The 14,156-nt window shown below is 57.7% G+C and carries 11 protein-coding genes; 1 reads left to right on the top strand and 10 read right to left on the bottom strand.

What is annotated here, in order from left to right:
- Window positions 1–78: 78 nt before the first annotated feature.
- Genes glmM through rlmE form a run of 4 tightly spaced genes read right to left on the bottom strand, consistent with a single transcriptional unit; the run spans window position 79 to window position 4,883 of the window.
- Window positions 79–1,440: a phosphoglucosamine mutase gene (glmM, locus tag KI617_RS14495; RefSeq protein WP_226447419.1), complete on the bottom strand. Its 1,362-nt coding sequence runs from the start codon at window positions 1,438–1,440 to the stop codon at window positions 79–81.
- On the bottom strand, window positions 1,437–2,273 hold the full coding sequence (gene folP / locus KI617_RS14500) for a dihydropteroate synthase (RefSeq protein WP_226447421.1): 837 nt from the start codon (window positions 2,271–2,273) through the stop codon (window positions 1,437–1,439). The genes glmM and folP overlap by 4 nt, the downstream gene beginning before the upstream one ends.
- 56 nt (window positions 2,274–2,329) lie before the next feature.
- A complete protein-coding gene (ftsH, locus tag KI617_RS14505) occupies window positions 2,330–4,210 on the bottom strand; it encodes an ATP-dependent zinc metalloprotease FtsH (protein ID WP_319004116.1) in 1,881 nt (626 codons plus the stop codon).
- A gap of 55 nt (window positions 4,211–4,265) precedes the next feature.
- Window positions 4,266–4,883: a 23S rRNA (uridine(2552)-2'-O)-methyltransferase RlmE gene (rlmE, locus tag KI617_RS14510; RefSeq protein WP_226447423.1), complete on the bottom strand. Its 618-nt coding sequence runs from the start codon at window positions 4,881–4,883 to the stop codon at window positions 4,266–4,268.
- A gap of 97 nt (window positions 4,884–4,980) precedes the next feature.
- Between rlmE and KI617_RS14515 the strand changes: the two genes are divergently transcribed.
- Entirely contained in the window at window positions 4,981–5,277 is a 297-nt protein-coding gene (locus tag KI617_RS14515) for a YhbY family RNA-binding protein (protein WP_404826824.1), read from the top strand.
- Here the strand turns inward: KI617_RS14515 and KI617_RS14520 are convergent, their stop codons facing one another.
- From KI617_RS14520 to dapB, 6 genes are all read right to left on the bottom strand, one after another.
- The gene (locus KI617_RS14520; protein ID WP_226447434.1) at window positions 5,278–5,739 is read right to left on the bottom strand and encodes a DUF4149 domain-containing protein; all 462 of its coding nucleotides are present in this window, start codon (window positions 5,737–5,739) and stop codon (window positions 5,278–5,280) included. It abuts the gene before it with no gap.
- A gap of 4 nt (window positions 5,740–5,743) precedes the next feature.
- The gene (gene greA, locus KI617_RS14525; RefSeq protein ID WP_226447436.1) at window positions 5,744–6,220 is read right to left on the bottom strand and encodes a transcription elongation factor GreA; all 477 of its coding nucleotides are present in this window, start codon (window positions 6,218–6,220) and stop codon (window positions 5,744–5,746) included.
- 68 nt (window positions 6,221–6,288) lie between these two features.
- Entirely contained in the window at window positions 6,289–9,495 is a 3,207-nt protein-coding gene (gene carB, locus KI617_RS14530; RefSeq protein WP_226447438.1) for a carbamoyl-phosphate synthase large subunit, read from the bottom strand.
- A gap of 15 nt (window positions 9,496–9,510) precedes the next feature.
- Window positions 9,511–10,659 (bottom strand): glutamine-hydrolyzing carbamoyl-phosphate synthase small subunit, encoded by a 1,149-nt coding sequence (gene carA, locus KI617_RS14535; protein ID WP_226451887.1) that lies wholly within the window; start codon window positions 10,657–10,659, stop codon window positions 9,511–9,513.
- Between the two features lie 125 nt (window positions 10,660–10,784).
- Window positions 10,785–13,343 carry a response regulator gene (locus KI617_RS14540; protein ID WP_226447440.1) on the bottom strand — a complete coding sequence of 853 codons (2,559 nt, stop codon included), beginning with the start codon at window positions 13,341–13,343 and terminating at the stop codon, window positions 10,785–10,787.
- A gap of 5 nt (window positions 13,344–13,348) precedes the next feature.
- On the bottom strand, window positions 13,349–14,155 hold the full coding sequence (dapB, locus tag KI617_RS14545) for a 4-hydroxy-tetrahydrodipicolinate reductase (protein WP_226447442.1): 807 nt from the start codon (window positions 14,153–14,155) through the stop codon (window positions 13,349–13,351).
- Window position 14,156: the final 1 nt, after the last annotated feature.

The following is a 14,156-nucleotide window of genomic DNA, read 5'->3' on the forward strand; positions in this document are numbered from 1 at the left end:
GCGCTAGACGATTCTGTTGGCGAAAAACCTTCGGATTATAGCGACCCGAGGATTTTTCGGTCAATACGAATAGCAAAATCAGCAATTCGACTGCGCCGATTCGCGAACCACAGCAGCCAGTTTTTCGGCCGCGCACGCGACCTCTGCGGCATCCTCACCCTCGACCATGACTCTTAGCAGAGGCTCTGTTCCCGAAGCACGCAGCAGCACCCTGCCCCGCCCCTGAAGGCCAGCCTCAGCTTCAGCAAGTGCAGCCACAATCGCTGGATGCTCCTTCCAAGAAAACCCGCGTGACACTGGCACATTGATTAGCCTCTGAGGGTACAAAACCAGGCCACTCAAGACTTGTTTCAGGCTACCTCCCGCCTCACGCAAGGCAGCCAGGACCTGCAATGCCGCGACAATACCGTCCCCCGTCGTGTGGCGATCCAGGGTCAGGATATGACCCGAATTTTCGCCACCGAAGAGCCAACCTTTTTCGTTGAGCATTTCTACGACATAGCGGTCACCAACCGCAGTTCGGGCAAAGGGAATATTCAGCTTGCCGAGTCCATGCTCCAAGGCAAGATTGCTCATCAGCGTGCCGACAACGCCTTTTACAGGAGCACTACGGGCACGACTACGGACGATGGCGTACAGCAACTGGTCGCCGTCGTAGAGATTGCCTTCCGCATCCACCATTTGCAGACGGTCCGCATCGCCATCCAGCGCAATACCGAGGTCAGCGCGATTGGCGAGAACTGCCTCACATAATGCCTTGGGTGCCGTTGCCCCGACCGCATCGTTGATATTCAGGCCATTGGGCTGAACACCGATGCTTACCACCTCAGCACCCAGCTCGTGAAAGACACTTGGCGCAATGTGATAAGCAGCACCATGAGCACAATCGACGACGATTTTCAGCCCGCGCAGATCCATGTCGTTGGGAAAAGTGCTTTTGCAGAATTCGATGTAGCGGCCACGCGCATCCTCAATCCGCCGAACCCTTCCCAAATCCGCCGGTGGCGCACAAACCATCGGCTGATCAATCCCTTCTTCAATGGCACGCTCGACTTCATCCGGCAACTTTGTACCCTGCGCCGAGAAGAATTTAATGCCGTTATCGTAATAGGGATTGTGCGACGCCGAAATGACGATGCCTGCCTGGAGACGCAAGGCACGGGTCAAGTAGGCCACAGCGGGGGTTGGCAAGGGACCAACCAGGCAAACCTCAACGCCAGCCGCAGAAAAACCGGCCTCAAGGGCCGATTCAAGCATGTACCCCGAAAGACGGGTATCCTTGCCGATCAGCACCGACGGGCGGTCTCCAGTCGGCATATCGCTTCGACCAAGCAATGCCTTGCCTGCCGAATAGCCAAGACGCATCACGAAATCGGGCGTTATCGGCGATTGACCAACCCGCCCCCGGACACCATCGGTACCAAAATATTTTCTAGTCACTGCGAAATCCCCTTTTCGATTGCCGACCAGACAGCCAAGGCATCCTTGGTTGCTGCCACATCATGCACACGTAGTATTTTCGCATTTTTTTGTGCCGCAATGAGGGCAGCTGCAACACTGGCAGACAATCGCTCACCGACGGGACGCCCGGTAATTGCGCCTAGCATCGACTTCCTGGAGACGCCAACCAGAATCGGCAGATCACCAACAAGCCCTTCATCCAACCCCCGAAAAAGAGTCAGATTGTGATCCTGAGTTTTACCAAAGCCGAAACCAGGATCGACAATCAGCCGATCTTCGGCGATACCGAAGTACCGACAACGCTGAACAGCGGCCCTCAGGAAGCTTTTAACTTCGCTGACGACATCTTCGTAGGCGGGTGCCTGCTGCATCGTTCCTGGCTCGCCCTGCATGTGCATGAGACATACCGCACAGTCACTGGCTGCCACTACAGCCAGGGCTTCTGGATGAGCCATACCGGTGATGTCGTTAATCATGGTCGCACCAGCCTCAAGCGCCGCATGCATTACAGCAGGTTTGTAGGTATCAACCGATACCGGAACCCCCCACGCTGAAATCTCTCGGAGAACCGGAATCAAACGCCTCAATTCTTCATTCTCGGGCGTCGGGATGGCGCCCGGCCGAGACGACTCGGCACCGATATCGAGAATATCAGCCCCCGCCTCAAATTGATGGTGAGCATGCCTGATAGCCCGATCGACATCACCCACCAAACCATCTCCGGAGAATGAATCGGGTGTCAAATTAACAATCCCCATCAACAGAGGGCGATCAAGGGTAAGCAGAAAATGGCCGCAGCGAATTTTTTTCATGGCTGAAAAACAAAAGGCCGGGAGAGGGCTCCCGGCCAGTTCAAAGATTGAAAATATCAGGCTGGCGCCGTAGCACTTGGCTCGGCTCCCGGTGTATCCGTTGGCGTCGTCGCGCGCGATGCCCCCTGAGACGGCTTTGGCGGACGCGGAGGTTTGCTGGCCATGATGTCATCGATCTGGTCTGCGTCGATGGTTTCCCACTCGAGCAAGGCCTTGGTCATCGCTTCAACCTTGTCGCGATTTTCTTCCAGCAGTTGGCGTGCCAAAGCGTACTGCTGATCGATAATTCGACGAATTTCAGAGTCGACCTTCTGCATGGTCGCTTCGGAAACATTCTTGTGCTGAGTCACCGAGCGCCCGAGGAAAACCTCACCCTCGTTTTCACCGTAGACCATTACACCCAGGTCGGACATGCCATAGCGGGTCACCATGTCACGAGCCATTGCAGTTGCCCGTTCGAAGTCATTCGAAGCGCCAGTGGTCATCTGGTTCATGAACAGCTCCTCTGCAATCCGTCCGCCGAACAGCACGGCAATACGGCTCATCAGGTATTCCCGGTCATAGGCGTAGCGATCCTGTTCCGGCAGCTGCATGGTCAGCCCCAGGGCGCGGCCGCGCGGGATGATCGTCACTTTATGCACCGGATCAGACTTGGGCACCAGCTTGGCAACTACGGCGTGACCGGATTCGTGGTAGGCCGTATTCATCTTCTCGTCTTCAGTCATCACCATGCTGCGGCGCTCGGCGCCCATCATGATCTTGTCCTTAGCCATCTCGAAGTCATCCATATCGACCAGCCGCTTGTTTCGGCGGGCGGCGAACAGGGCGGCTTCATTGACCAGATTGGCCAAGTCGGCACCAGAGAAGCCAGGCGTACCGCGAGCGATGACGTCAGCCTTGACGTCGCCGGCGATGGGCACCTTGCGCATATGAACCTTGAGGATTTCCTCACGGCCGCGGATGTCAGGCAGCGGCACGACGACCTGGCGGTCGAAGCGGCCCGGACGCAGCAGAGCCGGATCGAGAATATCCGGACGGTTGGTCGCAGCAATGACGATGATGCCGGTATGGCCTTCGAAACCATCCATCTCAACCAGCAACTGGTTCAAGGTCTGCTCACGCTCGTCGTTGCCACCACCCAGACCAGCACCACGATGACGACCGACCGCATCGATTTCATCAATGAAGATGATGCATGGCGCGTGCTTCTTGGCGTTTTCGAACATGTCGCGAACGCGAGCAGCACCAACACCGACGAACATTTCAACGAAGTCGGAACCAGAAATGCTGAAGAACGGCACCTTGGCTTCGCCCGCAATAGCCTTGGCGAGCAGCGTCTTGCCAGTACCCGGGTTGCCGACCATCAACACGCCCTTGGGAATGCGGCCACCGAGTTTCTGGAACTTGGAGGGATCACGCAGGAAATCGACAATTTCCTGAACTTCCTCCTTGGCTTCGTCACAACCGGCCACATCAGCAAAAGTGATGATGTTGGTCGACTCATCCATCATCCGAGCCTTCGACTTGCCGAACGAGAAAGCCCCGCCCTTGCCGCCGCCCTGCATCTGGCGCATGAAAAAGACCCAGACGCCGATCAACAGCAGCATCGGGAACCAGCTGACGAAGAGGTTCATCAGGAATGAAGGCTCTTCTTCCGGCTTGGCTTCAATCTTGACGCCATTCTTCAGCAGATCGGAGACCAGCCAGAGATCGGGCGGCGCATAGGAGGTAATGCGCTTGCCTTCGCTCGTTGTCGCCTTTAGCGTGCGGCCTTCCATGACCACCTTGGAAATACGGCCAGCCTTCACTTCCTCGATGAATTGAGAGTATTCGACGGCACCGGTCGCAACCTGACGGTTGTTAAACTGATTAAAGACCGTCATCAGTACAAGACCAATGACCAGCCAGATTGCGAGGTTTTTGAACATGTTGTTCAAGCTTGCTCTCCTTCTACTGCATCGAGCGACAAAAATTACATTCTAAACAAAAGTCTCAGCGCAATGTGCGCCCGAGCAAATAAAGCTCGGGGCTACGGTCGCGTGACGCATCGGGTTTTCTTACCGCGACAGTCTTGAAGGTCGCACGCATCTGCCCCAAAAATGTCTCGTAATCTGTTCCCTGAAAGACTTTGACCAGAAAAGCTCCCTCTGGTTTCAGGTGAGCCCGCGAAAACTCCAGGCCCAACTCGGCCAGATGCATGATGCGCGCCTGATCGACAAGGGGGACTCCTGACATATTGGGGGCCATATCCGACATTACAAGCCCCACCCGACGCTCACCCAGCTTTTCTTCCAGTTGCTGCAGCACGTCGTCCTCACGAAAATCACCCTGAATGAACTGAACGCCATGAATTGGCTCCATCTCCAGCAGGTCAAGGGCAAACACGAGGCCACCATCACCAACTCGCTTGACGGCGACCTGTGACCACCCTCCCGGCGTGGCCCCGAGGTCGACCACGACCTCGCCAGGCTTGAGTAGCTTGTCTTTGTCGTCCATCTCCATCAGCTTGAAAGCGGCACGGGAACGCCATCCCTCTTTCTTTGCGAGCTGCACGTAGGTGTCGTTGATATGCTCACGCATCCAAGCTTTGCTGGTTCTGGTTCTTTTCATTCGGTAAAATGCCGTTTTTGAAAGGTTTACTATGCTGCAATTATCATCTGCCCAGCGCTCTGAACTGCGCGCCCAGGCACATAATCTGAATCCCGTCGTGTCAATTGCTGAAAATGGCCTCACCGAGGCCGTCCTCAAGGAAATTGATCTCAATCTTCGGGCCCACCAACTGATCAAAATCCGCGTCTATGGCGACAGCCGGGAAAATCGGATCGCCTATTACGAGCAGATTTGCGCCCAGCTGGATGCCGCTCCGGTCCAACACATCGGTAAGTTGCTGGTCGTTTTTCGCCCGGCACCCATCGAAAAATCTGCCGCCGATGCCAAAAAAAGTCAAAACTCGCGCCGCCCAGCCTCCGAACCACGCAAGACCAAGCGCGCCCACCAGGGCTGATCACCTCAGCCCTCGACCACTCCAGACAACGAGCCACAGGCCCAGCAGACTCTGCATCAGGTAGAGGATGCTGGAAATGCCATGCCAAGCGGCAAAGCGATCGCGCAAAACGCTCTCCATGACCTCGCGCGGCAAGGCATCAACCTTTAGTTGCGCCATTAGCGGCTGAATACCGAACTGACTGGCTGCAACCATCGTTGCCATCAAAATCACCAGCCAGAACACGGCCCGCTTGAAAACCTGCCCACCCCAACGGGTGATCAGAAAAATTACCAAGTAAGCCGCAATCCCCAGGCCGACCCAGCCAATTAATGCGAATAGTTTGCCGGCCACCATACCGGCAAGTTGGCGGTCGCCAAGACTGGAAAACAACACAGGCGCCACCAGATAGCCAATCGCCCACAAGCCGCCAACCCACAGGGCAATGACTGCGAGGTAGAGCGCCTCCGCCAGTTTACGCACTGAATTATTCGTAGCGAACGTCGATGATTTCGTATTCGCGGATACCGCCCGGCGCCTGCACCTGGGCGATATCGCCGGCATACTTGCCAATTAGCGCACGCGCCATCGGCGAATTTACCGAAATCTTGCCGGCCTTGATATCGGCCTCATCTTCCCCGACGATCTGGTAGGTCACGCTATCACCGGAATCCTGATCTTCTAGCTCGGCCGTCGCGCCGAACACACAGCGCCCATCGGCATCAAGTAGTTTCGGGTCAATGATCTGGGCGTTCGACAGCTTGCCCTCGACCTCCTGGATGCGCCCTTCAATAAAGCCCTGGCGCTCCTTGGCCGCATCGTATTCGGCATTTTCGGAGAGGTCACCATGCGAGCGTGCCTCGGCAATCGCGCCGATTACCCAAGGACGATCGACGGTCTTCAAGCGATGCAGCTCTTCACGCAACTTCTCGGCGCCAGCCACGGTCAGCGGAACTTTGCTCATATTATCTTCCAGCAAAAGCAAAACCGCCGGCGCCCGAAACAGGGGCTACCCGGCGGTTCAGGTTGGTCTTAGTGAAGCTGCTCGTGCAGCGCCTGAATCGGATACACCACGAGCTCCCCGAGATGACGGATGCCTTCGGCTGCCGCCTCGGCACCCCAGATCGTCGTGTACATCGTCACGCGAGCCTGCAGTCCGGAAGTCCGGATGGAACGCGAGTCGTTGATCGCCTGACGCTTTTCTTCCACCGTGTTGATGATCAAGGCAATCTCGTTGTTCTTGATCATGTCGACGATGTGCGGACGCCCTTCGGTAAATTTATTAACCGTTTGCACTGGCAGACCAGCCGCTTCGATCGCATGGGCCGTTCCGCGCGTGGCAACCAGATGGAACCCGGCCTCGCTCAGGTGACGGGCGATCTCGATGGCCTTGGCCTTGTCGCTATCCTTGACCGACAGGAAAACCTTCCCGGCACGCGGCAGTTTGACGCTGGCCGCCAGTTGCGACTTGACGAAGGCTTCGGCAAAAGTAACGCCAACACCCATGACTTCACCGGTCGACTTCATTTCTGGACCAAGAATGGTATCGACGCCCGGGAACTTGACGAAGGGGAAGACAGCTTCCTTGACCGAGAAATACGGCGGCACAACCTCAGCCGTCACGCCCTGATCCTTCAGACTGCGCCCAGACATGCAGCGGGCGGCAATCTTGGCCAGTTGCAGGCCGGTCGCCTTGGAAACGAAAGGCACGGTACGCGAGGCACGCGGGTTCACCTCAAGCACGTAAACTTCTTCGTCCTTGATTGCGAACTGGACATTCATCAGGCCACAGACGTTCAGTGCCTTGGCCATCAGTTTGGTCTGACGACGCAGTTCGTCCTGCACGGCCTTACCAAGCGAATACGGCGGCAGCGAGCAGGCAGAGTCACCGGAGTGCACACCGGCCTGTTCAATGTGTTCCATGACGCCACCGATGATCACCTCATCGCCGTCGGAGAGCGCATCGACGTCGACTTCGCAGGCGTCGTTCAGGAAGCGGTCGAGCAGCACCGGCGAATCGTGCGAAACCTTGACGGCTTCACGCATGTAGCGCTCAAGATCCTTCTGCTCATGGACGATCTCCATGGCACGCCCACCCAGCACGTAGGACGGACGGACAACCAGCGGATAACCGATTTCCTGCGCCAGACGCAAGGCATCTTCCTCGGTACGCGCCGTGCGGTTCGGCGGCTGCTTGAGCCCGAGTTCATGCAAAAGCTTCTGGAAGCGTTCGCGGTCTTCGGCCACATCGATCGATTCCGGACTGGTACCAATGATAGGTACGCCGTTGGCTTCGAGGGCCAGCGCGAGCTTCAACGGCGTCTGGCCGCCGTACTGAACGATGACGCCGACCGGCTTCTCGATGGCGACGATTTCCAGCACATCTTCCAGCGTCAGCGGTTCGAAATACAGGCGATCGGAGGTGTCGTAGTCTGTGGACACAGTTTCCGGATTGCAGTTAACCATGATGGTTTCGTAACCATCCTCGCGCATCGCCATGGCGGCATGCACGCAGCAGTAATCGAATTCAATGCCCTGGCCGATGCGGTTCGGACCACCGCCCAGCACCATGATTTTCTTCTTGTCGGTCGGATTGGCCTCGCACTCGTCCTCGTAGGTCGAGTACATGTAGGCGGTATCGGTCGAGAACTCTGCCGCGCAGGTATCGACACGCTTGTAGACTGGACGGACACTCAGCGCGTGACGGCGATTGCGGAATTCGGTTTCGGTCGTTTTCAGCAGGTAGGCCAGACGACGGTCAGCAAAACCCTTACGCTTCAAGTAACGCACTTCTTCTGCGGTCAGCGAGGAAAATTCGCGTTTTTCGACGGCCAGTTCGAGGTCGACGATTTCCTTGATCTGAACGAGGAACCACGGATCGATCTTGGTCAGTTCAAAAACGCGCTCGACCGACATGCCGATACCGAAAGCATCGGCGACGTACCACAGGCGATCCGGGGTCGGACGGGCCAGCTGCTCGTCGATCGTGGCCGGATCAACAGTTTTCAGGTTGAAGCCGTCAACGCCGACTTCCAGTCCGCGCAAGGCCTTCTGCAGAGACTCCTGGAAAGTGCGGCCGATGGCCATCACTTCGCCGACCGACTTCATTTGCGTGGTCAGCGTGTTGTCGGCCTGCGGGAACTTCTCGAAGGCAAAACGCGGCACCTTGGTGACGACGTAGTCGATCGACGGCTCGAAGGAGGCCGGCGTCTTGCCGCCGGTGATGTCGTTGGACAGCTCGTCCAGCGTATAACCCACCGACAGCTTGGCGGCAATCTTGGCGATCGGGAAGCCGGTCGCCTTGGAGGCCAGCGCCGACGAACGCGAGACGCGCGGATTCATTTCGATGACGATCATCCGACCGTCCTTCGGGTTGATCGAGAACTGGACGTTGGAGCCGCCGGTGTCGACGCCGATCTCGCGCAGCACGGCGATCGAGGCGTTGCGCAGGATCTGGTATTCCTTGTCGGTCAGCGTCTGGGCCGGCGCGACGGTGATCGAGTCGCCGGTATGGACGCCCATCGGATCGAGGTTCTCGATCGAGCAGATGATGATGCAGTTGTCCGCCTTGTCGCGGACGACCTCCATCTCGTATTCCTTCCAGCCGAGCAGCGATTCTTCGATCAGCAGTTCGTTGGTCGGCGAGGCTTCGAGACCGCGCTTGCAGATAGTCTCGAACTCTTCCATGTTGTAGGCAATGCCGCCACCGGTGCCGCCGAGCGTAAAGGACGGACGGATGATGGTCGGGAAGCCGATCATCGCCTGCACCTGGTAGGCCTCTTCCATGCTGTGCGCGGTAGCCGATTTGGCGGAACCGAGACCGATCTTGGTCATCGCATCCTTGAACTTCTGACGGTCCTCGGCCTTGTCGATGGCTTCCTTGGAAGCACCGATCAGCTCGACATTGAACTTGGCCAGCACGCCTTCGCGGTCGAGGTCGAGCGCGCAGTTCAGCGCGGTCTGGCCGCCCATGGTCGGCAGCAGCGCATCCGGACGTTCCTTCTCGATGATCTTGGCGACAACCTGCCAGGTGATCGGCTCAATGTAGGTGACGTCGGCCATTTCCGGGTCAGTCATGATCGTCGCCGGATTGGAGTTAACCAGGATGACCTTGTAGCCCTCTTCGCGCAGGGCCTTGCAGGCCTGGGCGCCGGAATAGTCGAATTCGCAGGCCTGACCGATGATGATCGGGCCGGCGCCAATAATCAAAACACTTTTTATGTCTGTACGTTTCGGCATTTCTTTACTCTCGCCTTATTTCGCCGGCTGCAGCGCGGCAACACCACGCGTCATGGCGTCGAGGAAGCGGTCAAACAGGTAGGCCACATCGTGCGGGCCCGGGCTGGCTTCTGGGTGCCCCTGGAAGGAGAAGGCCGGCACGTCGGTGCGGGCGATACCTTGCAGCGAACCATCGAACAGCGAGACGTGGGTGACACGCAAATTACTCGGCAGCGAATCGCCATCCACGGCAAAACCGTGGTTCTGGCTGGTAATCAGCACCTGGCCTGTATCCATGTCCTTGACCGGATGGTTGGCGCCGTGGTGACCAAACTTCATCTTCATCGTCTTAGCGCCGGAAGCGAGGGCCAGCAACTGGTGACCGAGGCAGATGCCAAAGGTCGGCACGCCGCGATCAAGGAACTCACGGATGGCGGCAATGGCGTAATCGCAAGGTTCCGGGTCACCCGGGCCATTGGACAGAAAGACGCCATCCGGTTTCATGGCCAGCACGTCGGCCGCCGGCGTTTGCGCCGGCACAACGGTCAGCTTGACACCGCGCTGGGCCAGCATGCGCAGGATATTTTTCTTGACGCCGAAATCGTAGGCAACCACATGGAAGCGTGGCGCCGGGCCTTGTTCATAGCCCTTCAGCGTCCACTCAGCCTCGGTCCAGGCGTAGCTTTCCTTGGCCGACACAACCTTGGCCAGATCCATGCCATTCAGCCCGGGGAAAGCCTTGGCCAAAGCCAAAGCTTTGGATTCATCGACTTCGCCAGCCAGAATGCAGCCAGCCTGGGCGCCCTTTTCGCGCAGGATGCGAGTCAGTTTGCGGGTATCGATACCGGCAATAGCCACGATGCCATGCTTTTTCAGGTAGGACGACAGGTCGTCCTGGGTACGCCAGTTGGACGCAACCAACGGCAGATCACGAATGACCAGACCAGCCGCGTAATTGGCATTGGATTCAAAATCTTCCGCATTGCAACCGGTGTTGCCGATATGCGGGTAGGTCAGAGTGACGATCTGGCGGCAATAGGAAGGATCGGTAAGGATTTCCTGATAGCCCGACATGGCGGTGTTGAACACCACCTCGCCACTGGTGACACCATCTGCGCCGATGGATTGGCCCTTGAAAACCGTTCCGTCGGCGAGGGCGAGAATGGCGGGAGTAAATGAGGGCAGCAACGACACGACCGGCTCTCCTAGAATTTTCTGCTTATTCATGTGCCAAGCGGGAAGGCTCGCGCCCTCCCGCTTGTGCTTTTTAACCTTACTATTCTAGCCGAAAAGAGCCTTTTCAGGCAAATTCAAGGGATTACACGCGTTTCAACGTAGTGCGCCAGCGAGGGTTTGATCAAGGCCATTTCGTCCGCCAAGGCGGCGTAGAGACGCCGGCAGTTCGCCCAGTCGACATTTTCGACGGTCATCGTCGCCTGTTCGATTTCCATGGCGCGACGTCGCGCGTGCTCAGCGTGAAACATGGCCAGCAAACTTTTCAGCGTGTGGGCGTGCATCCGCGCCTCGTGGGCATCGGTTGCATCGATGGCTTTTCTGACCCGACCCAGATGAACATCCCACTCGGTCAGCAACATGCCGGCCATGGTCGCAAACAACTCCGGCTCCCCAATATCACTCAGCGCAGCCCCCAGATCGAGTTGAGACGAGGTTCCAAAGGCAGGCGAGCCCCGATCAAAGGACTCATCTTCGCCAGAACCGCCTCGGGCACGATCCAGAGCCGCATACAACTCGGCAGAACGCAGAGGTTTGGCGACATAGTCATTCATCCCGGCCTCCAGGCAGCGATCACGATCTGCCGCCATGACGTTGGCCGTCATCGCAATGATGTAGACCGGCTTAAACTCATGCGACACCACCCAGCTCCGCCGCATTTCGCGTGACCGAATCGCCTCGGTCGCCTCGACGCCCCCCATCACCGGCATCTGCATATCCATCAGGATGACGTCGAAATGACCGCTATCAAACAGATCAACCGCTTCAGCCCCATTGTTTGCCAGACTTACCCGATGCGACAAACGCTCCAGAAGCCGGGTAGCAAGCTCCTGATTAACCGGATTGTCTTCAACCAGCAGGATATTGAGCGCGCCGGAAGCATCCTGAGCCACACCACCCAAATCAATTTCGGACAGGACGAACTCACTCAACTCCTGACTACCAGGCCCCTCGGCCAACGCCAAGGCATCGACCAGATCAGCACTACCGATCGGTTTGACCAGGTGAGCAGAAACACCAATTTCGCGCAGACGACCCAAGTCGTGTCGCTGGTTTTCTGTCGTCAGCATGACAATGAGCTTTTCTACCCGAGGGGACTTTCCCCAGGATTCGGCCAGGGCAAACCCCGCCGGCGCATCCATATTGGCATCGGCAAGGACATAGTCGTAGGGGAAATCCAGCGCACGACTTCGTTCCATTGCCGCAACCGCCGCCGGACCATCCGCCACGAGGGAAGCCTGAATGCCAAGCTGCTCGAGGAGCTCAACCAGATATTGCCCAACGGTCGCATTATCCTCGATGACCAAGATGCGCCGACCGCCAAACCTCGCCTCGAAGGGCCTTACCGATGTTGACTCCTCAATCCCGAAACGTCCGGTAAAGGAGAAAACTGAACCCAGCCCGGGCGTACTCTCGAGCCAGATCTTGCCGTCCATCAGCTGAACCAGGCGGGCGCTGATCGCCAGCCCCAGGCCCGTTCCACCAAAGCGGCGAGTAGTAGAAACATCCGCCTGTGAAAACGCCTCGAAGATTGCCTGCTGTTTGTCCGCAGGAACCCCGATGCCGGTATCGCGGATCGAGAACCGGAGATAAACCGAGTGTTCCGTCGACTGATCGACCTCCACCCTGAGTACCACCTCGCCGCGCTCTGTAAACTTGATGGCATTACCGATCAAGTTGATGATCACCTGACGCAAGCGCGTCGGGTCGCCAACGATGCGCGCCGGAACCTCCGGCCGCACGTCAGCCATCAGTTCAAGCCCCTTCTTGTGGGCACTGACGGCAAGAACGCGCACAGCCTCAAGCACAGTGTCCTGCATCGAGAAAACCAGCGACTCGAACTCCATCTTGCCGGCTTCGATCTTCGAGAAATCCAGGATGTCGTTGACGATGGTCAGCAGCGCCTCGGCCGAGGACTTCACCGTTTTCAGATAATGGCGCTGCTCGGCATCGAGTTGCGTATCCAGCGCCAGTTCGGTCATACCGATGATGCCATTCATCGGCGTCCGGATTTCGTGGCTCATATTGGCCAGAAAAGCCCCGCGCGCTTTATTGGCCGATTCGGCAACCTCCTTGGCCGAAATCAATGCCGATTCGGCAGCCTTGACGTCACTGATATCCCGCTGCAGAACCAGCAGCCGGGCCGGCTTGCCTTCTGCATTCCGCGCCGCTACCGCGCCGCGCAGCAGAAACCAGCGCCACTGGCCGTCGCGCGCCTTGAAGCGGCACTCCGCCTGAAAATGACTATCCTGATTCTGGATGTGGGCATCGACCCGAGCCTGCAGCACCCGCAGATCATCGGGATGCACCATGCGCTGCCACTGGATGATCGAGTTATCCAGATCGCCATCGGCATAGCCCAGCATTTCTTTCCACTGACGCCCGGAATCAATGGTGCCGTTTCCGATATTCCAGTCAGTGAGGGCATCACCAGAGAGCTTGGTATGCCAGCCGCTGAGATTGAGCCCGGCATAAGCCCTGTAGGTTGAATCGACTGTGCCAAGCAGCTTTTCGGTGCCATCTGCCAAGGCATGCTGCTGTGCGGCACGCGCCTGCTCGAGCAGCATCCGGAATTGCGGCGCACCTTCGCCGCCGAAGATTTCCTGAAGCTGTTTCGCGAGCAGCTTGGATTTCATGAAGACTAGCGCAGGCCGAGAACGTCCTGCATATCGAACAACCCGCTCTTGCGACCAGCCATGAAACGAGCTGCACGCAGGCTGCCCAAGGCGTAAGGCATGCGGCTGCTGGCCTTGTGGGTGATTTCTACACGCTCACCGATGCCGCAGAACATGACCGTATGATCGCCGACAATATCGCCGCCGCGCACAGTGGCGAAGCCTATAGTTGATGGATCACGTTCGCCGGTCACACCTTCGCGACCATAAACTGCGCATTCTTCAAGATTGCGACCCAGCGCTGAGGCGACTACTTCACCCATGCGCAGCGCGGTTCCTGAAGGCGCATCGATCTTGAGGCGATGGTGCGCCTCGACGATTTCGATGTCGTAACCCTGATTCAAGATGCGAGCAGCCGTTTCAAGCAACTTGAAAGCGACATTGACGCCCACCGCCATGTTCGGCGCAAAAACAACCGGAATATCCTTGGCGGCCTCGGCGATGATGGCCTTGCCATCGGCCTCGAAACCCGTGGTCCCGATGACCATGCCGACACCGGCCTTGCGGCAGAGTTCGAGATGAACCAGCGTACCCTGCGGGCGGGTGAAATCGATCAGGCAATCAATATTCTTCAAGCCGGCAGCAACATCATCGGTCACGACGACATCACAAGGCAAACCGACCAGTTCGCCGGCAGTTTTGCCCAAGGCCGGGCTCCCCGGCACATCAAAAGCTGCGCCCAGAACCAGGCGATCATCCTTCAGCGTTGCCTCGATCAGCATGCGCCCCATGCGACCGCCAGCACCAACGACACCAATACGTGTAGCGCTCATA

Origin of the sequence: Ferribacterium limneticum, from assembly GCF_020510625.1 — a bacterium.
GTDB classification, from domain to species: Bacteria; Pseudomonadota; Gammaproteobacteria; order Burkholderiales; family Rhodocyclaceae; genus Azonexus; species Azonexus limneticus_A.

Coding starts and splice junctions, on each gene's coding strand:
- folP (WP_226447421.1), bottom strand. CDS start 2,273: ATGAAAAAAATTCGCTGCGGCCATTTTCTGCTTACCCTTGATCGCCCT.
- rlmE (WP_226447423.1), bottom strand. CDS start 4,883: ATGAAAAGAACCAGAACCAGCAAAGCTTGGATGCGTGAGCATATCAAC.
- greA (WP_226447436.1), bottom strand. CDS start 6,220: ATGAGCAAAGTTCCGCTGACCGTGGCTGGCGCCGAGAAGTTGCGTGAA.
- carB (WP_226447438.1), bottom strand. CDS start 9,495: ATGCCGAAACGTACAGACATAAAAAGTGTTTTGATTATTGGCGCCGGC.
- KI617_RS14540 (WP_226447440.1), bottom strand. CDS start 13,343: ATGAAATCCAAGCTGCTCGCGAAACAGCTTCAGGAAATCTTCGGCGGC.
- dapB (WP_226447442.1), bottom strand. CDS start 14,155: ATGAGCGCTACACGTATTGGTGTCGTTGGTGCTGGCGGTCGCATGGGG.